The organism is Flavobacterium sp. ov086 (assembly GCF_900187965.1).
Classification (GTDB): Bacteria; Bacteroidota; Bacteroidia; order Flavobacteriales; family Flavobacteriaceae; genus Flavobacterium.
The window spans coordinates 68,703-89,560 of record NZ_FZNL01000021.1; the positions used below are offsets into that span (position 1 = coordinate 68,703).

At 32.4% G+C, this 20,858-nt stretch carries 19 protein-coding genes and 1 pseudogene; 11 read left to right on the forward strand and 9 right to left on the reverse strand.

Annotated elements, in window-relative coordinates:
* The first annotated feature begins 37 nt into the window (after positions 1–37).
* A pseudogene (locus CHB81_RS20250) lies at positions 38–775 on the forward strand (DUF4184 family protein).
* A gap of 65 nt (positions 776–840) precedes the next feature.
* Complete coding sequence (locus tag CHB81_RS20255) at positions 841–1,221, forward strand: PH domain-containing protein (protein WP_089353658.1); 381 nt, start codon at positions 841–843, stop codon at positions 1,219–1,221.
* Positions 1,222–1,285: 64 nt separating this feature from the next.
* Here CHB81_RS20255 and CHB81_RS20260 read toward each other — a convergent pair whose 3' ends face one another.
* On the reverse strand, positions 1,286–2,161 hold the full coding sequence (locus tag CHB81_RS20260; RefSeq protein ID WP_089353659.1) for a M48 family metalloprotease: 876 nt from the start codon (positions 2,159–2,161) through the stop codon (positions 1,286–1,288).
* A 330-nt stretch (positions 2,162–2,491) separates the two neighbouring features.
* Between CHB81_RS20260 and lipA the strand changes: the two genes are divergently transcribed.
* The 3 genes from lipA (at position 2,492) to CHB81_RS20275 (ending at position 6,621) form a co-directional block, all read left to right on the forward strand.
* On the forward strand, positions 2,492–3,358 hold the full coding sequence (lipA, locus tag CHB81_RS20265; RefSeq protein WP_089353660.1) for a lipoyl synthase: 867 nt from the start codon (positions 2,492–2,494) through the stop codon (positions 3,356–3,358).
* 66 nt (positions 3,359–3,424) lie between these two features.
* Positions 3,425–4,423 (forward strand): type I glyceraldehyde-3-phosphate dehydrogenase, encoded by a 999-nt coding sequence (gene gap / locus CHB81_RS20270; RefSeq protein ID WP_089353661.1) that lies wholly within the window; start codon positions 3,425–3,427, stop codon positions 4,421–4,423.
* Positions 4,424–4,449: 26 nt separating this feature from the next.
* Complete coding sequence (locus CHB81_RS20275) at positions 4,450–6,621, forward strand: ATP-binding protein (RefSeq protein ID WP_089353662.1); 2,172 nt, start codon at positions 4,450–4,452, stop codon at positions 6,619–6,621.
* Between the two features lie 4 nt (positions 6,622–6,625).
* Here the strand turns inward: CHB81_RS20275 and lpxK are convergent, their stop codons facing one another.
* Positions 6,626–7,648: a tetraacyldisaccharide 4'-kinase gene (lpxK, locus tag CHB81_RS20280; protein WP_089353663.1), complete on the reverse strand. Its 1,023-nt coding sequence runs from the start codon at positions 7,646–7,648 to the stop codon at positions 6,626–6,628.
* A 110-nt stretch (positions 7,649–7,758) separates the two neighbouring features.
* Between lpxK and CHB81_RS20285 the strand changes: the two genes are divergently transcribed.
* The 3 genes from CHB81_RS20285 to CHB81_RS20295 all read left to right on the forward strand — a co-directional run bounded on the left by CHB81_RS20285 (position 7,759) and on the right by CHB81_RS20295 (position 10,670).
* Positions 7,759–8,853: a Nif3-like dinuclear metal center hexameric protein gene (locus CHB81_RS20285; RefSeq protein ID WP_089353664.1), complete on the forward strand. Its 1,095-nt coding sequence runs from the start codon at positions 7,759–7,761 to the stop codon at positions 8,851–8,853.
* A 3-nt stretch (positions 8,854–8,856) separates the two neighbouring features.
* Positions 8,857–9,636, forward strand: coding sequence for a zinc ribbon domain-containing protein (locus CHB81_RS20290; protein ID WP_089353665.1), 780 nt, complete (start codon positions 8,857–8,859; stop codon positions 9,634–9,636).
* 182 nt (positions 9,637–9,818) lie between these two features.
* On the forward strand, positions 9,819–10,670 hold the full coding sequence (locus tag CHB81_RS20295; protein WP_089353666.1) for an alpha/beta fold hydrolase: 852 nt from the start codon (positions 9,819–9,821) through the stop codon (positions 10,668–10,670).
* 41 nt (positions 10,671–10,711) lie between these two features.
* Here CHB81_RS20295 and CHB81_RS20300 read toward each other — a convergent pair whose 3' ends face one another.
* Entirely contained in the window at positions 10,712–11,392 is a 681-nt protein-coding gene (locus CHB81_RS20300; protein ID WP_089353667.1) for a helix-turn-helix transcriptional regulator, read from the reverse strand.
* Positions 11,393–11,466: 74 nt separating this feature from the next.
* Here CHB81_RS20300 and CHB81_RS20305 point away from each other — a divergent pair, with 74 nt between their 5' ends.
* From CHB81_RS20305 to rluF, 3 genes are all read left to right on the forward strand, one after another.
* Positions 11,467–12,630, forward strand: a complete 1,164-nt coding sequence (locus CHB81_RS20305; RefSeq protein WP_089353668.1) for a cytochrome P450 — start codon at positions 11,467–11,469, stop codon at positions 12,628–12,630.
* 16 nt (positions 12,631–12,646) lie between these two features.
* The gene (locus CHB81_RS20310) at positions 12,647–12,991 is read left to right on the forward strand and encodes an antibiotic biosynthesis monooxygenase (protein ID WP_089353697.1); all 345 of its coding nucleotides are present in this window, start codon (positions 12,647–12,649) and stop codon (positions 12,989–12,991) included.
* A 229-nt stretch (positions 12,992–13,220) separates the two neighbouring features.
* A complete protein-coding gene (gene rluF / locus CHB81_RS20315) occupies positions 13,221–14,048 on the forward strand; it encodes a 23S rRNA pseudouridine(2604) synthase RluF (RefSeq protein ID WP_089353669.1) in 828 nt (275 codons plus the stop codon).
* A gap of 350 nt (positions 14,049–14,398) precedes the next feature.
* Here rluF and CHB81_RS20320 read toward each other — a convergent pair whose 3' ends face one another.
* From CHB81_RS20320 to ffh, 6 genes are all read right to left on the reverse strand, one after another.
* A complete protein-coding gene (locus CHB81_RS20320; protein WP_089353670.1) occupies positions 14,399–15,325 on the reverse strand; it encodes a magnesium transporter CorA family protein in 927 nt (308 codons plus the stop codon).
* Positions 15,326–15,532: 207 nt separating this feature from the next.
* On the reverse strand, positions 15,533–16,927 hold the full coding sequence (locus tag CHB81_RS20325) for a DUF4173 domain-containing protein (protein WP_089353671.1): 1,395 nt from the start codon (positions 16,925–16,927) through the stop codon (positions 15,533–15,535).
* Positions 16,928–17,067: 140 nt separating this feature from the next.
* The gene (locus CHB81_RS20330) at positions 17,068–17,358 is read right to left on the reverse strand and encodes a transcriptional regulator (RefSeq protein WP_065450961.1); all 291 of its coding nucleotides are present in this window, start codon (positions 17,356–17,358) and stop codon (positions 17,068–17,070) included.
* 8 nt (positions 17,359–17,366) lie between these two features.
* Positions 17,367–17,981 carry a hypothetical protein gene (locus tag CHB81_RS20335; RefSeq protein ID WP_089353672.1) on the reverse strand — a complete coding sequence of 205 codons (615 nt, stop codon included), beginning with the start codon at positions 17,979–17,981 and terminating at the stop codon, positions 17,367–17,369.
* A 431-nt stretch (positions 17,982–18,412) separates the two neighbouring features.
* Complete coding sequence (locus CHB81_RS20340; RefSeq protein ID WP_089353673.1) at positions 18,413–19,297, reverse strand: bifunctional 5,10-methylenetetrahydrofolate dehydrogenase/5,10-methenyltetrahydrofolate cyclohydrolase; 885 nt, start codon at positions 19,295–19,297, stop codon at positions 18,413–18,415.
* Between the two features lie 138 nt (positions 19,298–19,435).
* On the reverse strand, positions 19,436–20,788 hold the full coding sequence (gene ffh / locus CHB81_RS20345) for a signal recognition particle protein (RefSeq protein WP_089353674.1): 1,353 nt from the start codon (positions 20,786–20,788) through the stop codon (positions 19,436–19,438).
* Positions 20,789–20,858: the final 70 nt, after the last annotated feature.

Consider the following 20,858-nt stretch of genomic DNA (forward strand, 5'->3'; position numbering starts at 1 on the left):
TTAGCATCACACAGAACCTAAATCTTATTTAAACTTAATGCCATTTACTTTTTCTCATCCAGCAATAATTCTGCCTCTCAGATATTTACCCAAAAAATGGTTTTCTTTAACTGGTTTAGTAATTGGAAGTATGACTCCAGATTTTGAATATTTTATTAGAATGAAAGCTCAGGGCAATTATAGCCATACATTTTATGGAATATTCTGGTTTGATTTGCCATTAGCCATCTTACTATCTTTTATTTTTCATTATTTTATTCGTAATGCATTATTTTATAATTTACCTTATTTTATAAAACAACGAGTAATCGATTATATGTCATTTGATTAGAACACTCATTTTAAACAAAATTGGATTATTATTCTAATTTCGATAATAATTGGTATCGCTTCTCACCTGCTTTGGGATGGTTTTACACACAATCATGGTTATTTTGCAGATCATCTTTCTATATTAAGAAATAACTTTCTTGTGTTTGGAAATGAAATTCCAATTTGGAAAATAGCGCAGCATTTGAGTACTTTAATTGGTGGAATTGCAATAGTAATAGCATTATTAAAACTGCCAAAAAGCGAAATCCAGAAAATTTCTAATTATAAAAAATACTGGATTACAATTATTATCTGCACCTTAGTGATTTCAATCCTTAGATTTTCTATCCATTTTAATATAGAAGCTTTCGGAAATATTTTTGTTACAATAATTTCAGCTTTTTTAATTTCTTTAATATTAACTCCACTACTAATTAAATCTAGACCCAGCGAGAAAATTTAACAAAATGAATTACTTTTACACTTCCTAAGAAGAAAAAAAATTGTAATCAAATTAAAAACTAAAAAATGGGAATATTTTCAGCTATTCTTGGCAACGCTGGTTCAGTAAGTCAAGATGATTTACTTAAAAAATACGGACAACTTTTAACGGACAATGAAGAAATTGAAATGGGTTTTAAATTAATCCGTGATACTTTTATCTTCACCAACAAAAGATTAATTCTTGTTGATGTACAAGGAATAACTGGCAGCAAGACCGAATACAAATCAATTGCTTACAAAAGCATTACCAGATTTAGTGTAGAAACTGCCGGAACTTTTGATCTTGATGCTGAATTAAAAATCTGGGTTGCCAGCGAATTGCAACCTAGTATTGTAAAACAATTCAACAAATCTGTAAATGTTTATGATGTGCAAAAAGTATTAGCTTATCACGTTTTAGGTTAATCTACAAAATAAAAAAAACCGACAAAGTTTTGAAACTTGTCGGTTTTTATTTTTCTAATCGAAATTATTTTTTCTTTTTAGTTGTTGTCTTTTTTGTCGCAGCTTTTTTAGTTGTCGTAGCTTTTGCCGGAACAGTATTTACTATTTTTTGCTGTACATATGGTTTATACAAACCATCTTTTTCTGCTCGTTTTTTAGCATCTTCTGCTCTTTGTTTTGAATCAGGATGAGAACTCATCATTTGATCAATAAACGAAGCTTCACTTCCTTCGCTCATTTTAGCCAAAATTCTAAAAGCAGATTCCTCAGCATTTACATTATAACCATTCTTTTTCATAAAGTTATACGAGAACAAATCAGCTTCAGCTTCTTGCTTACGACTAAATTTACTATCAATAATCGCGCTTCCTATTTTCCCTAACTGACTATCTGTAACACTTGCAATTGTTGTTGATTGTGAAGCTGCCGCATCCATTAGAGCTTCTTTTTTATAAGCTGCTTTTATTGCATCTTGCGAATCATGATTGGCAACGTGACCTATTTCGTGACCAATTACAGCCAGCAATTCATTATCATCCATGATATCCATCAATCCTGAATATACACGAACACTTCCGTCTGCGGTTGCAAAAGCATTTACTTCTTTTAACTTGTAAACTTTATAATTTAAAGTATAACCTTCTCCGGCAGTATATTTTCCAAAAACTTTATTCAATCTTATAGTATAACCATCTGTAGCAGCGGCAACTTCATGCTCCGTATCCATTTTATCAACTGCAGCTTTAGACAACGCAGCCGCATCAGCATTACTGAATGTAAAACCTGAAATCCCTTTTTGAACAGCTCCAATAGCTTTATCTCCAAAATTAATTTGCGCATTCATTCTAGTAAAACCAAAAGTGGCAAATAAAACTCCCAATACAATAAATTTCTTTTTCATGTTTTTTATTATTACAATTTAACAACAAATGTAGTACAACATTGACCCTGTTTTATTTCATCTAAGGTTATTTTTTTAACAAATAAAGATATAAATTTTAAATGAGTAAAAATCAGACTTCTATCATTATTATTAGTCTTATCTAAATTAACAAAAGAAAAAGAAGCTTTTCAATCAGCATCATGATTTAAAAACAATAATTTAACATCATGATAAAAGTATCATCAAAACATTTTTTCATAAATCTTAGATAGATCAATACCAAATTAAATCTTAAACGAATCTCCAAATAAACTACATTGCTTATCTTTGTACTTTGAATTTTGATATATGGAAACAGTCATTGAAAATATACCAACTGGAAAGCCTAAGTGGTTAAAAGTAAAACTTCCAATTGGACAAAAATATACTGAACTTCGTGGTTTAGTTGATAAATACAGCTTAAACACCATTTGTACCTCAGGAAGTTGCCCTAATATGGGAGAATGCTGGGGAGAAGGAACAGCAACGTTTATGATTTTAGGAAATGTTTGTACCCGTTCTTGCGGATTTTGCGGTGTCAAAACCGGCAGACCTGAAACGGTAGATTGGGACGAACCTGAAAAAGTAGCACGTTCTATAAAAATCATGAACATCAAACATGCCGTAATTACAAGCGTTGACAGAGATGATTTGAAAGATGGAGGTTCTATTATCTGGATCGAAACTGTAAAAGCGATTCGCAGAATGAACCCAAACACTACTCTTGAAACTTTAATTCCTGATTTTCAAGGAATCGAAAGAAATATTGATAGAATTGTAGAAGCAAATCCTGAAGTAGTTTCTCATAATGTTGAAACGGTTCGCCGTTTGACTCGCGAAGTTCGTATTCAGGCAAAATATGATCGTAGTTTAGAAGTTTTACGTTATTTGAAAGAAAAAGGAATTAACAGAACTAAATCAGGAATCATGTTAGGTCTTGGCGAAACTGAAGAGGAAGTTTTTCAGACGATGACAGATCTAAGAAATGCAAATGTTGACGTTGTTACAATTGGTCAATACTTGCAGCCAAGTAAAAAACATTTACCGGTAAAAGAGTTTATCACACCGGAACAATTTGCCAAATACGAAAAATTTGGTCTTGAATTAGGTTTCCGCCATGTAGAAAGCGGGCCTTTAGTTCGTTCTTCATACAAAGCACAAAAACACATTCTCTAAAAAGTTTAACCGTTTGTTCGTTTAATTGTTAAATCGGACAAACGATTAACCGAATAAACAAAAATATTGAAAACTAGAATTGCTATAAACGGTTTTGGAAGAATTGGAAGAAATTTATTCCGCCTTCTTATAAACCATCCCCAAATTGAAGTCATTGCAATTAATGATATTGCAGATAACAGAACCATGTCGCATTTGATAAAATACGACAGTATCCATGGCGTTTTACCTTTTGAAGTTAGTTATGATGATGAGGGGATTATTGTTAATGGAAAACATTTTGTGTTTTTTCATGAAAAAAGTATTTCCAATATAGACTGGAAAAGTCACAATATTGATTTTGTAATTGAGTCTACCGGAAAATATAAAACGCATGAAGAATTAAATGCACATATTGAAGCCGGAGCCAAAAAAGTAATTCTTTCAGCTCCATCAGAAGTTGATACTATAAAAACAGTAGTTCTTGGTGTAAACGAAAATATCCTGGACGGAAGCGAAAATATTGTTTCAAATGCAAGTTGCACGACAAATAATGCTGCTCCAATGATAAAAATCATCGATGAATTGTGTGGAATTGAGCAAGCTTACATCACAACAATACATTCCTACACAACAGACCAAAGCCTTCACGACCAACCACATAAGGACTTGCGACGTGCAAGAGGCGCAAGTCAGTCAATTGTTCCAACAACTACGGGTGCAGCTAAGGCATTAACGAAAATTTTCCCTAAATTGCATCATAAAATCGGAGGTTGCGGAATTCGCGTTCCGGTACCAGATGGTTCATTAACAGACATCACGTTTAATGTAAAACGCGCTGTTACTATTGAAGAAATTAATAACGCATTTCAAAAAGCCTCAAAAACAAATTTAAAAGGAATATTAGATTACACAGAAGATCCTATCGTTTCTGTTGATGTAATTGGCAATACACATTCGTGCTTGTTTGACGCACAACTAACCTCTGTTATAGACAAAATGGTAAAAGTTGTGGGTTGGTACGATAATGAAATTGGCTATTCATCAAGATTAATAGATTTGATTTTACTAATAAAGAAAACATAGAATTCATTGTAAAAGCATAGCCATACATGAAATATCATCTTTTTATTCTTGTTTGTTTTTTTAATTCATTTTTGTATTCTCAAACTAAACAGAATACAGATAGCATTTCCTATTACAATAAACTAGCAAACAAGAATCTTAACAAAAAAGAGTATAATCAGGCTGTTTTTTACACTAAAAAATCAATCGATTTTTGCGAAACCAACCACAAAACAGAGAATTTAGCCAATCAGACTTTTAAACTTGGCAAAATCTATTACAATCAAAAGAAATACGAAGAAGCTTTAAAAAACTTCCATAAAAGCATTTCTTTCTTTGACAATGTAAATCCAACTTGTACCAAAGTATTAGCTTTACATTATATAGGCTTAACCAATACCGCACAAGGCGATTACGCAACGGCTAACATCTACTACAAAAAAGCAAATGATCTTTTAAAAGAGCTCAATATTAATGATCAGGCCGAGGTTTTAAATTATCAGAAAGCAATGGCGCTAAAAGCAAATAAGAATTTACCTTTGGCTGCAAAGTCCTTTCAAAGCATAATTAAAAAACCAGATAATCCATCTCTTTTAAAAACAAAAATTGACGCTTATTACCAGCTTGGGTTAATTGAAACAAAACTCAAACGAAACGATTCGGCAATAGTTTATTTTAACAATGCTTTAGATTATAATGCAAAAACAAATAATCTGTCTCAAAAATCCAAGATTATCCTGGGCATTAGCCAATATTACAAACAAAACAAAAACTACGATCTTGCTTATTCTTATCTGGACGAACATTATCAAATAGAAAATTATCTTTTAAAGTTAAAAAATGTAAAGATTAATCTTAATGAATTTGAAAAATTCAAAAAAAATGAATCTGTAAACAACACAATTAAACGCGAAAGTGAAGAGAAAATCCAGTTAAAAACATATCGATACTCAAAACTTGTGAGCATTTTGGCAATTGCCCTTATTTCGATTTTATCCCTCTTAAGTTTAGCATTATACAAAAACAATATTATTCGAAATCAGAATAATTTACTCTTACGAGAAAAAAACAAAGAACTTATTCTGGCAAAAAACAAAGCCGAAAAAGCATCAAAGGCCCGATCAGAATTTCTTTCCACCGTAAGTCATGAGCTCCGGACACCTTTGAATGCAATTAACGGAATCACACATTTACTCCTTGAAGACAATCCTAAAAAAACACAATTAAAATATCTCGAATCTTTAAAATTCTCCGGAAATTACCTGACTACTTTTATTAATGAAATCCTTGAAATCAATAAAATTGATTCGACTAAAGTTGAAATAGAAAACATTAGCTTCAATCTAAAAGAATTACTATTCAACATCCAAAGTTCCCTCAAAGAATTAGCAACTGCTAACAAAAATTATTTCAATCTTGAAATTGATGAAACTATTCCAAATAATTTAATTGGAGACCCGACCAAATTATCTCAAATCATATTAAACTTAATAAACAATGCTTTAAAATTTACACAAAACGGAAACGTTAATGTAATAGCAAAATTATACGAGCAAGAGGACGATATTGCTACGGTTTATTTTGAAATAGTTGATACGGGAATAGGAATTCCTGAAGATAAACTACAAACCGTTTTTGAAAGCTTCTCGCAAGGATCTATAGAAGTTAACAGAAAATATGGAGGAACGGGGTTAGGTCTTACCATTGTAAAAAAACTTATTGAACTTTTGGGTGGTGAGATAAAACTAAAAAGTGAAGTCGGCAAAGGATCTACTTTTACATTTAAACTAAATTTCAAGATCAATAACGAACCTCTAGAAATCGTCGAAGAAGTAAAACCTTACAATGATAAGCAATTGAAACACAAATCGATTTTATTGATTGAAGACAACAAAATCAATCAAATGATTACCCGAAAAATGCTTGAAAACAAAGCCATTAGTTGCGAAATCCTCGATAATGGCGAAGATGCTGTAGAACTTTTAAAAGTCAAACGTTTCGACATGATCTTAATGGATGTTCACTTACCGGGAATCAACGGAACGACAGCCACACAACAAATCAGAGATTTTGACAAAACGACTCCAATTATTGCATTGACAGCCATTTCGCTTGACGAAAACAGAGATATGCTTTTATCTTTTGGAATGAATGATGTGATTACAAAACCATTTGTTCCAGACGAATTTTACAGCACTATTGCTAAGTTTTTTGATTAGATTTTTAAACTTCTAAACTATTTTTGACATATTCCAGAACCGTTTTGTCAAAGTTTTGTTTGTTATTGATGAAGGTGCTTTTTATTGGTAAATAATAGAGTTGTGAAACCAATTTAGAATCTTTCAGTCGTACATAATCTTTCTCTGTTGTAACAATCTTTTTGCTTTGCGCTTTATTCTGAATTGTGTCTAAATCTGAATCTAAAAAATGATGATGATCCGGAAAAGTCAAACATTCATCTTTTTCATTTTTTAAATAATCAAAAAATGGTGTTGGTTTTGCAATTCCTGCCAAAAGTAATTTCGATTCATTTTTGATTTCATTTACAGCAATTTGTTCTTCTTTACTATAAATTGCATCATCATAATCTATGTAGCTAAAAAAAGATTGCTGCGCAGAACTTAACTTCAACTTCAATCTAATTTCTTCTTGTTTTTGGGCTGATAAATCTTTTGGACATTTTGTTACTACAATAATATTCGCACGATTTGCACCGCTTCTGCTTTCACGTAAATTTCCGGTTGGCAGCATAAAATCATCAGCATACAAATCATCATAAGAAGTCAATAAAATATAAAAACCAGCTTTTACTTTTCGATGTTGATAAGCATCATCCAATAAAATTATTTGAGGTTTTTCTTTTTGAGAAAGTAATTGTGTAATTCCGTTTGTTCGATTGGCATCAACTGCAACCTGGATATTTGGAAATTTCTGATAAAACTGAAAAGGTTCATCTCCTAAAATTTCCGCATTTGAAGTTGAATCTGCCAGCACAAAACCTTCAGACTTACGTTTGTAACCTCTGCTTAAAGTCGCAATTTTATATTGATCAGATAATAAGCGAATCAAATATTCAATTTGAGGTGTTTTACCGGTTCCGCCTACGCTAAGATTTCCAACAGCAATAACCGGAATATCAAATGAAGTTGACTTCAGAATTCCTTTATCAAAAAGAAAATTTCTGATTGAAGTAATGAAGCCGTATAAAATGGCAAATGGAAAAAGTATTTTTCGAATTATATTCATTTTACGAAAGTATAATTTTTTTCGTTAATTTGTTTCAGGTTTCAAGTTTCAAGTTTTTTCCCCACAACATGAAACCTGAAACAAATAAAACCTGAAACTAAAAGCAAAAAATGAAAATCAAAAATATAATAGAAGTTCTCGAAGAAATGGCACCTTTGGCTTACGCCGAAGATTTTGACAATGTTGGCCTTTTGGTTGGAAATTCTGACACTGAAAGTACCGGAGCTTTAGTTTGTCATGATGCTTTAGAAAATGTAATTGACGAAGCTATTGCTAAAAATTGCAATTTGGTTATTTGCTTCCACCCGATTTTATTCTCTGGAATTAAAAAAATAACCGGTAAAAACTATGTCGAACGTGCGATCTTGAAAGCCATCAAAAATGACATTGCCATTTATGCCGTTCATACCGCACTTGACAATCATTCGCAAGGTGTAAATAAAATATTTTGTGACGCTTTGGGTTTAATCAATACAAAAGTTTTGATTCCGAAACAGAATTTTATTCAAAAATTAGTTACTTATACAACTCCCGATAATTCCGATAGAGTTCGCAATGCCATGTTTGAAGCTGGGGCCGGAACCATTGGAAATTATGACAATTGTAGTTTTAATACCGAAGGCTTTTTTACCTTTAAAGGAAATGAAGACAGCAATCCTGTAATTGGAGAAAAAGGAAAATTACATACCGGAACTGAAATAAAGATTGAAGTTATTTTTGAAAAACATTTACAATCAAAAATTTTGAAAGCACTTCTTGCAAATCATATTTATGAAGAAGTGGCTTATGAAATCTATAATCTTCAAAACTCACATCAAAATATTGGGTTGGGAATGATTGGGGAATTTGAAACTGAAATGGATGAAAAAGAGTTTTTACTTTTCGTAAAAGACAAAATGATTGCTGATGGAATTCGCCATTCAGCATTTTTAGGAAAGAAAATAAAGAAAGTAGCCGTTTTGGGCGGTTCTGGGAGTTTTGCCATAAAAAATGCAATTATGGCTGGAGCCGATGCTTTTTTGACTGCCGATTTAAAATACCATCAGTTTTATGAAGCTGAAAATCGTCTACTTTTAGCCGATATTGGTCATTTTGAGAGCGAACGCTATACAAAAAACTATATTGTTGATTATCTTCGAAAAAAAATCCTTAATTTTGCAATCATTTTATCAGAAGAAAATACAAATCCAGTTAAGTACTTATAGAATATGGCGAATACGAAAGAATTAAGTGTTGAGGACAAGTTAAGAGCAATATACGATTTACAGCTTATTGACTCTAGAATTGACGAAATCAGAAACGTAAGAGGAGAACTTCCTTTAGAAGTGGAAGATTTAGAAGATGAAGTTGCAGGTTTGAGCACTCGTTCAGAGAAACTGAAAAGTGAACTTGAAGTGATTGAAGATCTTATCAAAGCAAAGAAAAATGCTATTGATGAGCACAAAGAGGTTATCAAAAAATACACAAAACAACAAGAATCAGTTCGTAATAACAGAGAATTTAATTCTTTGACTAAAGAGGTTGAATTTCAAGAATTAGAAATTCAATTGGCTGAAAAGCAAATCAAAGAAATGAAAGCTTCTATCGAACATAAAAAAGAAGTTACTTCTAATTTAAAAGAAAAACTTGACGCTAAAAGCACTCATTTAAAACATAAAAAATCTGAATTAGATGCTATTATGGCTGAAACTCAAAAAGAAGAGATCTTCTTGTCTGAGAAATCAGCTGAGTTTTCTGCTCAGATTGAAGAAAGATTATTAGCTGCTTATACTAGAATCAGAACTAGTGTTCGTAATGGTTTAGCGGTTGTATCTATCGAAAGAGGAGCTTCTGCAGGATCATTCTTCACTATTCCGCCACAAACTCAGGTAGAGATCGCTTCTAGAAAGAAAATCATTACTGATGAGCACTCTGGAAGAATTTTAGTTGACAGCGCATTAGCTGAAGAAGAAAAAGAAAAAATGGAACAATTGTTCTCTAAATTCTAAATAAGAGTCCCGATCTAATCGGGACTTTTTTTTAAACAAAATTTTCCGCCACGAATTTCACCAATTTCACTAATTTTTATATCCTAAGAATAAAAATTCGTGCTAAATTTGTGAAATTCGTGGCGATATTTTTTTGAGAACAGCTTTCGAATAATTATACCTTTATCATTAAATTACTTGTTTTGGGAATTAAAAAAGGAATTCGTTTCATTACATTAAAATCAGTTGGATCATACATTAACTTCTTGAGTTACGTTCGTCCGCAAAAAGCTGTCGAACTTTCGTATGCCCTTTTTAGCCAGCCGAGAATTGGGAGATTACAAAAAGACAGTTTGCCAAAAATCCTAAGAAATACTGAAACAGAAACGTTTCATCATAACGAACATCACTTTCAGACGTATGTCTGGAAAGGGAACGAAACCAAAATTCTTCTTGTTCACGGATGGGAAAGCAATTCTTCGCGTTGGAAAAAGACTTTGCCACATCTTCAAAAATCAGGAAGCACTATTATTGCCATTGATGCACCAGCTCACGGACAAAGCAGCGGTAAAGAATTTAATGTTCCGCTTTATGCTGAGTTCATCAACAAAGCTGTCGAGAAATATCAGCCTAACATTATAATTGGGCATTCTATTGGCGGCATAGCCTGTGTTTATCACCAATATTTATTCCCAAATACCAGCATTAATAAAATGGTGATTCTTGGAGCGCCATCAGAATTAAAAACTTTAATTGACAATTATGTCTCGATGTTAAGTTTGAATACCAGAATGTTTTCACTTTTAGAAGGCAAATTCATGAATCGTTTCAACTTTAAACTGGAAGATTTCTCCGGACAAAGATTCGCTGCAGAATTTAATATCCCAGGTTTAATTGCACATGATACATCAGATAATGTTGTGGCTTTTGAAGAAGGAAAGAAAATTGCAAGTAATTGGAAAAACAGTCAGTTTATTGAAACCAAAGGCTTAGGCCACGGAATGCATGATGACGAATTGTATCAGAAAGTGATTGAGTTTTTGTTTGCTTCTTAAAGGTTCAAAGTTACAGAGGTTCAAAGGGACAAACCATTTGTTTAAACTACTATCTCAAAATATCGCAACAACTCTTTTTCGCCTTTTCCGGTAATAATTATAGCTCTTGAATCTTTGGTTCTTCTCAACCAATCATCGTTTATCATTTTATTGAATAAGAGTGAACCAATATAACCTGCAATATGATTTCTTCTTTCGCTCCAATCCAGGCAAGGTTTTAAAAATATCCGTTTTTGCTTTTGGGCTTCTTTTATATTAATCCCAAAATCAGAAAACCATTTCTCTCCTTCAGAGCTAATTTCAAAAGTATTTTTACTTTCGATTATTATCTTTTGTTTTAATAAACTATCAGCTAAAGCCACACCTATTTCCCCGGCTAAATGATCGTAGCAAGTTCGGCAATATTTTATTGGAGGATATTTCTCCGTTTCTTTTTTGGATTGAATTTCAGGTTTCGGAATAAGATTTGCCATTGCTTCAACAACATAAGCTACTTCCTTATTCGAAAATCTGTAATATTTATGGCGCCCTTGCTTTTCAACACTAAGTAAATCAGCATCCAGAAGTTTAGCGAGATGCATGCTCATATTTTGTGGAGACGTATTTACTGCAACTGACAATTCGGTAGCTGTAAATGCTCTTCCGTCGAGCAATGCCCACATAATTGCAGCACGAGTTGGATCTCCAATTAAAGTTGCGGCTTTTATAAATTGATCTTCCATTTAGTTTTTTATAGTTAAGTACAGAATGAAGTATCCTTTTGTAAAGTTAAATAACTTTGCTAAAAAAAGTAAACATGACCTCTTCTTTATTCTTGCAATCTGATGTTTCTGATCCTTATTTAATATATGAAAATATGTTGAACCAAAATCCCGTTTATTGGGATGAAACCAACAAAATATGGGCAATATACTCTTATAAACATTGTGTCGAAATTCTAAAAAATACTAAAGCACACATTCCGAATATAAATCCTGATAATATACAAAAACTAAATACAGCTGCTTTAGATATTCTGAACAATTTGACCCGATTGTCAAATGGTGTTGATCATGAAATCGCGAGAGAAATTGCGACAATGCTTTTTTCAAAAATGAAATCAGCTGAAATCCGTCCAATTATTGCTGCATTAATTCAAAATGATTTAGTCGAAAATAAAATAGATTGGGTAAATTCTATAGGTAAAAAATTACCTGTTTTAATTCTTCTGAAAAGTTTCGGTTTTAACGCTAACGATTCTGATTTTATTTCTAAGAAAATCGAAACGATCGTCAAAATAATGCTTCCGAAGAAAAACGCTGAAGAAGTAAATTCTATCGATGAAATTTCAGAGGATTTATTTTCGAGAATTAAAAAGCATTTATCAACTCTTGCTTTTGAATCATTATTATTTAGCATTGCCAAAAAATATAATATAACATCTGATCAGGTTATAAAAATAGCCGCGAGTAATTTAATCGGGTTATTTATTCAGAGTTATGATGCCGGTCGCGGAATTTTGAGTAATTCACTGTTGCAAATTGTTCAGAATAAAACTTTTTCTAATAAAACAATAATAGAAAAATCAGTAATAGAAAAATCAGTAATAGAAACACTTCGATTTGATCCGCCAATTCACAACACGAGAAGGATTGCAACTGAAGATTTTTTTATCGGCGGAAGCCTTATTAAAAAGAATGACTTACTATTAATTGTTCTGGCTTCGGCAAATCGTGATTCTGAAAAGTTCGAAGATGCCATGACTTTTGATATTGAAAGAAATAACAATAATGAGCATTTGACTTTTGGGATTGGCGGCCATATATGTCTGGCAAAATATTTCTCTATTCAATTAGCTACTGAAGCTTTATGTTTTTTATTTGATGAATATAAAACGATAACAATTTTAGAAAATAACATTCAATACGAATCTATGATTAATGCCAGATTACCTAAGAGTATTTGGATTTCGATATTATAATTTAAAAAACAGAAAAATGATAGCAGTAATTTTTGAAGTAATTCCCAACGAAGGAAAAAAAGGAGAATATCTTGATATCGCAGCGAGTTTGCGACCGAAGCTAGACGATATAGATGGTTTTATATCTATCGAAAGGTTTCAAAGTTTTAGTAATCCTGAAAAAGTATTGTCTTTGTCTTTTTGGAGAGATGAAGAAAGTATTCTGCAATGGAGAAATCTCGAGATGCATCGCCATGCCCAATCAAAAGGAAGAAATGAAGTTTTTAAGGATTATCATTTAAGAATTGCAACAGTAGTTCGTGATTACGGAATGTTTAACAGAAAAGAAACTCCTGAAGATAGTTCTGAGTTTCATTCTTGAAAAAAGGTTCAAAGGTGCAGAGGTTCAAAGGGACAAAGGTTTTTCTTTTTGTGGTTCTAAGATCCTAATGCACTAAGATTCTAAGTTTTTTTTCTTTGATTAAAAAAGAAACCTCTTTTTTAATCAAAGAAATGCAAAAAATCTAAAATTCTAAGAAGTCCACCAATCTAAAATCTAAACTCTGAAATCTAAAATTATAAGAAGTCTAAATTTTGACTACTTTTGCAGTATGGAAGAGAATTTAAAACGTCTTAATAAATTTATTGGAGAAACAGGGTATTGTTCTCGTCGTGAAGCCGATAAACTTATTGAAGAAGGACGTGTAACGATAAATGGTGTTGTACCAGAAATGGGAACTAAAGTTTCGCCAAATGATGAAGTACGTATTGACGGAAAATTAATTGTTGAGAAACACGAAAAATTGGTGTATTTGGCTTTCAACAAACCTGTTGGAATTGAATGTACTACTAATCTAGAAGTTCGAAATAATATTGTGGATTATATTAATTATCCTAAACGTATTTTTCCGATTGGAAGATTGGATAAAGCCAGTGAAGGATTAATTTTCATGACGAATGATGGTGATATCGTAAACAAGATTTTGCGCGCCAGAAACAACCACGAAAAAGAATATACTGTAACGGTTAATAAACCTATTACAGATCGCTTTATAGAACGAATGGGAAATGGTGTTCCGATTTTAGATACGGTTACCCGAAAATGTAAAGTTGAACAAATAAGTAAATACACGTTTAAAATTATTTTAACGCAGGGTTTAAACCGTCAGATTCGTAGAATGACGGAATACTTGGGTTATGATGTTACAGCGCTTAAACGTATCCGAATTATCAATATATCGCTTGATATTCCGGTGGGTCGTTATCGCGATTTGACTGATGATGAGATTAAAGAATTAAATCATTTAATTGAACCATCAAGCAAAACCGAGGAAGCAAGTTTACCAAAAGTAGAAACTCCTAAAACTCCTCCTCCAAGCAGAAGAACTGAATTTATCTCAAAATACGATCCCCGATTTAAGAAAAAAGGAGATTATTAAATTCAATATAAAATAAAGAAATCCCATTTGTTGCTGACGAATGGGATTTCTTTTTATTTTAACGCATAGTAACATAGATTTTCTATTCTTAAAAAAGGCGTTTCACTTATTTAAATTCACATAGCTATGTGTGCAAATCTAGATTTATTTTTTATTCATTTTAAATTCTATATTTCTATGTGTTGATTTTTTTTGCCACAAATTTCACAAATTTAATATAGCTATGGCTAGCTATGTGTTAAGAAATGAGTTTCTTTTTTATTACCTTTTCACAGAAACGAAAATCTATGTTTCTATGTGTTAAATAAAATTTCCCGAATTACATACTAAGAATTATTAAAACTGTATTATCAAAACCATCTTCTTCTTTTAAATAAAAATGCTCCGCACGAAGACAAAATAACAGATATGAAAAGAAGAATCCAAAATCCGTATTTACTTTCTTCTAATCCATTTGGGACATTCATTCCGTACAAACTAGCAATCAAAGTAGGAATCATCAGAATAATAGAAATCGAAGTCATTTGCTTCATGATATTATTCATATTATTTGAAATCACAGAAGCATAGGCATCCATCATTCCAGTCAAAATATTACTGTAAATATTGGCTGTATCTTGTGCCTGACTTATTTCGATGTCGACATCTTCCAACAAATCCGGATCAAAATGTTCTCTATGGGCTTTTAGATTTTTAATTCGGTGAAACAAAACATCGTTTCCTTTTAAGGAAGTAATAAAAAATACCAGACATTTTTCGATTTGCAAAAGTGCTTGCAACTCTGCATTCTTGATAGATTTCTCTAAATTATCTTCTGCAAGTTTTATCTTTTGATTGATTTGTTTCAGGTATTTTAAATACCAAACACTTGATGACAATAATAATCTTAAAACAAGATCAAAATTATCCTTAATATGTATGTTTTTTCGTTTGGTATATTGTACAAAATCAGAGATTATTTCTGTTTCATAAAAACTAATGGTAACACAAATATCCTTTTTAAAAATCACACCAAGCGGAATGGTTTGAAAAGGTAATTTAACATCATTGCTTTTTATAGGAACACGCATAATAATTAGCGTCCAGCCATCTTCTATCTCGATACGCGGCCTTTCGTCGATATCTTCAATATCATTATAAAATGCTTCTGGAATTTGAAGTTCTTCGAGTAAATATTTTTTCTCAGCTTCTGAAGGAGATTCAATGTTGATCCAGCAATCTGGATTCCATTCTTGTGTTGCGATTAATCCGTTGTTGTTATTGTAAAAGGCTTTCATTTCAAAATTGCGGGTTTTATCATAGCAATTTGAAAAAAATCAAAAGCTATTTTAATTAAATACTAACGAATAATAATCGTCCATTGGAGAAGTCTTTTTTTAAAGCGTTGCAAAAGTATCCTTTATTTTTAAAACCAAAAACTTTACAGTAATAATTAGACGTTAAAAAACCGTCATGATATTGAATCAAGACGGTTTTACTACAAATTAATATTCTTTCTTTAAAAACTCATAGTATAAAGCTTTAGATAAAAACGTTTTTTCCTGATGTATAAAAACATCATTTTCTTTATCTAACTCTCCATAAGATTCTTTAATGTTATTTTGCAAAAAATACTCCCTTCGAGCTTCATCATTAAAATCCAAATTACTTAAAAATCTTGGATTAACTCCTTTGTTTACTGAAATGTTGTAGTTTGTAATTAGATTTCCCCAATTTACAAAACTGCATAAAAGTATTGTTCCGTAGAAATACCAAACCATTTGATTGACTAAATAAGCATTAGTTTTTTGTCTTCTAATTTTTAAGAATGTAAATACTAAACCAATTATTGCTAAAATCAGAAAAGCAAAAACTCCCAATCGTTTGTAAGTTAAACCGAAGAATGAAACATATTCTGAGTTTTTAATGATTGTGCTTACAATCAAAATACCATTTAATACGATCCAGATTTTAGCAAGCGCTTTAAGATTCGTTGCTTTTTTATCAAAATTGAATCCTCCTTTAAAGTAAAATAAGATCACTCCAACAGCCATAATGATTGAAAAAATAACTGAATTTACTCTTTCATGAGTATCCGCACTAAGTTTAGAAGCTTGGGCTGTGACAACTTCAAAAAACTGCTCGTAATTATACGTTACAATAAAAATTAAAAGCATAAAATTTAGAAGCGCTAAAGTTATCTCACCGCTTTTTCTTTCGAAATCCAGATCAAGAAATGAAAATGTTTGTTGGTTTTTCACTTCGGCAATATTGTTGAATTCATTGTCTAACATTTCGTTTTTTTCATAACAAATCTCCGGAACCCAATAATTCCAAAAACTGAACGAGATGTAAAATCCCAAAATTCCAATTAGAATAACTTGTACAATATCAAGATCTAAAGTATAATCTGTTAGTAAAGAAGAAAAATGGGTGCTTCCGAATGAATAAGCTGCAAAAAATACAATTAGAAAGATTGTTGGAATAATAAAATAAGCGACTAATTTTTTAGCAAAGTTATTATGAATTTTTCTTTCCGGAAGCCATTGACTAAACATAAAAACACGACCCAAAGTGGTGAATGCATTTAAAAACACAAGCGGAAAAATCTGTATTATTTTAAGTTGTGAATCCTGCGTCTTGAATTGTAAAAATAGAACAGACATTGCTAAAGCCAGGAAAGAAGCAAAATCTCCGTACCAGGCAAAGGCTAAGCATGATAAAACCGATGCCACAACTAAGATTAAATGTGACCTGTCGACAAACCGATCCTGAAATGAATACGAGATCAGGCAGGTTAATAATAGTCCAAAAATAGCGAGATTCACTCCTACTGACTCGTTGTAAAATAGCAGTGTAAAAATCAAACTGCAAGCTAGAATAATCTGGTGTTTTTTCATATTTGTTGAATTTATTTATTAGAGGTCAAATATGTTATCGCCTTTTTTTTATAGGTTTTATTTTTTTAGTGGCGATTTCATGTTTTCAAATTTTAAAAGTACTTTGCGTTTCAAAGTATTTAGGTAAAAAAATATAGTTATTAAGATTTCATTAATTTTTCAAGGTAAGACAAGTGTTCTTTAAAGGCCGCACGTCCTCTAGGTGTAACCTGGTATGATGTTTTGGGCTTTTTACCCACAAACTCTTTTTTGACTTCGATATATTCAGACTTTTCAAGTGCCGAGGAATGACTGGCTAAATTTCCATCGGTGATGTTCAGGAGGTTTTTCATCTCAGTGAAATCAACCCATTCATTAACCATCAGTATGGACATAATTCCCAATCTGACACGGCTTTCAAAATCTTTATTTAGTTTATCAATAATTCCCATTGCCTGGATTATTTATATTTTTTGAACATTATTAATCCGTACAAGATATGCAAAATACCAAATCCTATGATCCAAAAAACTAAACCATATCCAATATAAAAAAGAGAAATAATTCCTAAAACTAACTCACAGAATCCCAAATATTTAATATCCGAAAAAGTATATTTTTCAGCATTTATAAGTGCCAAACCATAAAAAATTAAAGTTGCCGGCGCCACTAAACCATAAATTCCATGATACAAAAGCGCCAAACAAAATATACCTCCCGCCAAAAGTGGAATCGCCAAATTAAACAGCATCTTTTTTGTCGCAGATGTCCAAATAGGCAAATCGTATTTTTTGCTTTTTCTGATTGTAAAGGTTAGTCCAAAAATAAAAGCAAAAACTAAAATGATTAAACCAGTAAAAAACAATTGAGATACCAAACTAGCAGGAATAACTATTTGTTCTCCTCCAAAATATTCTATTCCATTGGCTTTAAATAATTGACAAACATATAATCCTCCAATCAATGCCGACAGACCCGCAAATACTCCTGAGAGTCCGCTTAACGATATAAATCTTGAAGAGCGCTCCATCATGGAACGAATATGTGCTAAATCTTCTTGGTGCTTCTGATTCATGATAAAAGTACTTTGTAGTGCAAAGTTATGTTTTATTTTGAATTGACAAATATAAAAGTTGTTTTTTTTTGATTTTTAATTCAATCTAAGATATTGCAAAATTTTCTGTGGACACATATGTCCCTACGGGACATTTTTTATTTGTTTCATATTTTTTTTCAAATATTTTTCTACCAACCTATTCTACCAATCCGTAACTCCTAGCGGAGTTAAATCTCGTTGCTCTGGGACTTGATTGTTAATCTAATATTGCGTGAGGGATAGGAGCTGGCTACCGAAGTAGCGTGGATAGCCCGGCCGTATTTGCGAAAGGCGCACATAAGCGGCATGTTAAATAGCGCCTTTTGTAAATACGGTCACGCCCAAAGTATATAAAAGCAACAAAGCCTACTCGATTGAATAGGCTTTGTTTTATATTTATTTGAAAAGAATTATTTTTTGGCACTTCTCATTTTTCTTGCTAAAAGTGTGTTTTTAAGCAACATTGCAATTGTCATAGGTCCTACTCCTCCAGGAACTGGTGTAATATAAGATGCTTTTTTACTTACTTCGTCAAAATCAACATCACCTTTTATAACATAACCTTTTGAGTTTGACGCATCGTCTACACGAGTGATTCCAACATCTATAATTACAACTCCGTCTTTAACCATGTCTCCTTTTAAGAATTCAGGAACTCCTAAAGCTGTAATAATAATATCAGCATTTTTAGTAAATTCAGCTAAGTTTTTAGTTCGGCTGTGAGTAAGTGTTACTGTTGAGTCTCCAGGGTTTCCTTTGCGGCTCATTAAAATACTCATTGGTCGGCCTACGATATGGCTTCTTCCAATTACTACAGTATGTTTTCCAGAAGTTTCTACTTTATAACGCTCCAACAATTCCATAATTCCAAATGGTGTTGCAGGAATGAAGCTTTCCATTTCAAGTGCCATTCTACCAAAGTTTGTTGGGTGAAATCCATCAACATCTTTATCTGGATCAATCGCTAATAAGATTTTTTGCTCGTCGATATGTTTTGGCAAAGGCAACTGAACGATATATCCATCAAGATCGTCATCTTCGTTTAATTCTTTGATTTTTGCTAATAAATCTGCTTCGGTAATATCTTCCGGTAAAGCTACTAAAGTTGAATCAAAGCCTATTTGCTGGCAAGATTTTACTTTACTTCCTACGTAAGTTAAACTTGCTCCGTTTGTCCCAACGATTACTGCTGCCAAATGAGGTACTTTTCCTCCGGCTGCTTTTATCGATTGAACTTCGGCTGCGATTTCGTTTTTAATGTCTTCAGCTGTTTTTTTACCGTCTAGTAGTTGCATTATTCTGTAGTTAAAATGTTTCAGGTTTAAAGTTTCAAGTTTTAAAAAGCTAAAACTTGTGTTTATTTTAATCAAAAAAGTTTCAAGTTTTAGTCTCTGAACTTGAAACTTGAAACTTGAAACTTTTTTCTTATTTTATTATTTCGGCATTCCGCCTGGCATTCCTTTCATGCCTCCCATCATTTTCATCAGGTTTTTTCCGCCCGGACCTTGCATCATTTTCATCATTTTGCTCATTTGGTCAAATTGCTTCATTAACTGATTTACTTGCTCGACTTTCGTTCCGGAACCTTTAGCGATTCTGGCTTTTCTTTTTACGTCGATTATGGCAGGTTTACTTCTTTCGATTGGCGTCATCGAGTGAATGATTGCTTCGATATGTTTAAAAGCATCATCTTCGATTTCTACATCTTTCATGGCTTTTGAAGCTCCTGGTATCATTCCAACCAGGTCTTTCATATTACCCATTTTCTTTACTTGCTGAATTTGCGTTAAGAAATCATCAAAACCAAATTCGTTTTTAGCAATTTTCTTTTGAAGTTTTCTGGCTTCTTCTTCGTCAAATTGTTCCTGAGCTCTTTCTACAAGCGACACAACGTCTCCCATACCTAAGATACGCTCAGCCATACGATCCGGATAGAAAACATCAATTGCTTCCATCTTTTCTCCCGTACCTACAAATTTGATTGGTTTGTTTACAACCGATTTAATCGAAATTGCAGCTCCACCGCGTGTATCTCCATCTAATTTTGTTAAAATAACTCCATCAAAATTCAATATATCATTGAAGGCTTTTGCTGTATTAACAGCATCTTGTCCTGTCATTGCATCAACAACAAACAAAGTTTCTTGTGGCTGAATTGCTTTATGAACACGAGCAATTTCGTCCATCATTTCCTGATCTACTGCCAAACGACCAGCCGTATCGACAATAACTACATTGAAACCATTTGCTTTTGCGTGTTTGATTGCGTTTTGAGCAATCTCAACAGGGTTTTTATTTTCTGGCTCTGAGTAAACCTCAACGCCTATTTGGTCCCCAACAACATGCAACTGATTGATCGCCGCAGGACGGTAAATATCACAAGCTACAAGAAGTGGTTTCTTGTTTTTCTTAGTCTTTAAAAAATTAGCAAGTTTTCCTGAGAAAGTTGTTTTACCAGAACCTTGCAATCCTGACATTAAGATAATGCTTGGATTTCCAGAAAGATTGATTCCCGCAACATCTCCACCCATCAATTCTGTTAGTTCGTCTTTTACTAACTTCACCAATAATTGCCCTGGCTGAAGTGTTGTTAAAACGTCCTGACCAATTGCTTTTTCTTTTACTTTGGCAGTAAAATCTTTAGCAATTTTAAAGTTAACATCGGCATCAAGTAAGGCACGACGAACTTCTTTTAAGGTTTCGGCAACGTTTACTTCTGTAATTTTACCGTGTCCTTTTAATATATGGAACGCTTTATCTAACTTATCACTTAAATTATCAAACATACTTTTTTCTTTATTTGAAGTGCAAAGATAATCTAATTAGATATTTCAGGCAATTTTTATTTGAGCGCAT

What these genes read in the sequence shown, in the direction of transcription:
- CHB81_RS20300 (WP_089353667.1), bottom strand. Translation starts at nt 11,392, where the DNA reads ATGGAAGATCAATTTATAAAAGCCGCAACTTTAATTGGAGATCCAACT.
- ffh (WP_089353674.1), bottom strand. Translation starts at nt 20,788, where the DNA reads ATGTTTGATAATTTAAGTGATAAGTTAGATAAAGCGTTCCATATATTA.
- CHB81_RS20255 (WP_089353658.1), top strand. Translation starts at nt 841, where the DNA reads ATGGGAATATTTTCAGCTATTCTTGGCAACGCTGGTTCAGTAAGTCAA.
- CHB81_RS20275 (WP_089353662.1), top strand. Translation starts at nt 4,450, where the DNA reads ATGAAATATCATCTTTTTATTCTTGTTTGTTTTTTTAATTCATTTTTG.
- rluF (WP_089353669.1), top strand. Translation starts at nt 13,221, where the DNA reads ATGGAAGAGAATTTAAAACGTCTTAATAAATTTATTGGAGAAACAGGG.
- CHB81_RS20305 (WP_089353668.1), top strand. Translation starts at nt 11,467, where the DNA reads ATGACCTCTTCTTTATTCTTGCAATCTGATGTTTCTGATCCTTATTTA.
- lipA (WP_089353660.1), top strand. Translation starts at nt 2,492, where the DNA reads ATGGAAACAGTCATTGAAAATATACCAACTGGAAAGCCTAAGTGGTTA.
- CHB81_RS20340 (WP_089353673.1), bottom strand. Translation starts at nt 19,297, where the DNA reads ATGCAACTACTAGACGGTAAAAAAACAGCTGAAGACATTAAAAACGAA.
- lpxK (WP_089353663.1), bottom strand. Translation starts at nt 7,648, where the DNA reads ATGAATATAATTCGAAAAATACTTTTTCCATTTGCCATTTTATACGGC.
- CHB81_RS20330 (WP_065450961.1), bottom strand. Translation starts at nt 17,358, where the DNA reads ATGGGAATTATTGATAAACTAAATAAAGATTTTGAAAGCCGTGTCAGA.
- CHB81_RS20285 (WP_089353664.1), top strand. Translation starts at nt 7,759, where the DNA reads ATGAAAATCAAAAATATAATAGAAGTTCTCGAAGAAATGGCACCTTTG.
- CHB81_RS20290 (WP_089353665.1), top strand. Translation starts at nt 8,857, where the DNA reads ATGGCGAATACGAAAGAATTAAGTGTTGAGGACAAGTTAAGAGCAATA.
- CHB81_RS20260 (WP_089353659.1), bottom strand. Translation starts at nt 2,161, where the DNA reads ATGAAAAAGAAATTTATTGTATTGGGAGTTTTATTTGCCACTTTTGGT.
- CHB81_RS20335 (WP_089353672.1), bottom strand. Translation starts at nt 17,981, where the DNA reads ATGAATCAGAAGCACCAAGAAGATTTAGCACATATTCGTTCCATGATG.
- CHB81_RS20310 (WP_089353697.1), top strand. Translation starts at nt 12,647, where the DNA reads ATGATAGCAGTAATTTTTGAAGTAATTCCCAACGAAGGAAAAAAAGGA.
- CHB81_RS20320 (WP_089353670.1), bottom strand. Translation starts at nt 15,325, where the DNA reads ATGAAAGCCTTTTACAATAACAACAACGGATTAATCGCAACACAAGAA.
- CHB81_RS20325 (WP_089353671.1), bottom strand. Translation starts at nt 16,927, where the DNA reads ATGAAAAAACACCAGATTATTCTAGCTTGCAGTTTGATTTTTACACTG.